Annotated in this window: 1 protein-coding gene; it reads left to right on the forward strand. The window is 77.0% G+C overall.

What is annotated here, in order from left to right:
* Window positions 1-596, forward strand: a 596-nt coding sequence (locus tag MXD58_RS24580) for an aminotransferase class I/II-fold pyridoxal phosphate-dependent enzyme (RefSeq protein ID WP_250610035.1), incomplete at both ends; no start/stop codon positions are given.

Here is a 596-nt window from a genome sequence, read left to right on the forward strand (position 1 = left end):
GCCCGCGCCCGGCGCCCGCCTCGGCCCGGGGCGCGGGAGCTGCGGGAGACGGGACGGACGGCGCCGTTCACGTCGATCTGGCCGGCAACGACTATCTCGGTCTGGGCCGGGATCCCGCGGTCGTCGAGGGCGCCGCGCGGGCGCTGCGGACCTGGGGCACCGGCTCGACCGGCAGCCGGCTCGTCACCGGCTCGACCACCCTGCACGCCGAGCTGGAGGACGCCCTGGCGGAGCACGTCGGCTTCGCGGCGGCGCTGGTGTTCTCCTCGGGCTACACCGCGAACCTCGGCTGCCTGACCGCGCTGGCCGGCCCTGGCGACCTGATCGTCTCGGACGCGCTCAACCACGCCTCGATCGTCGACGCGTGCCGGCTGTCTCGCGCCACCGTCGTCATCACCCCGCACGCGGACGTCACCGCCGTCGGCGCGGCCCTCGCCGGCGGCGACTGGCGGCGGGCGATCGTCGTCACCGAATCGGTGTTCTCCGCGGACGGTGACGCCGCCCCGCTCGCGCAGCTGCACGCCACCGCCCGCGCCCACGGCGCGCTGCTCGTCGTCGACGAGGCACACGGACTCGGCGTCGTCGGCCCCGCCGGG

This window comes from Frankia sp. AgKG'84/4, assembly GCF_023242965.2.
In the GTDB taxonomy this organism is placed as follows: Bacteria; Actinomycetota; Actinomycetes; order Frankiales; family Frankiaceae; genus Frankia.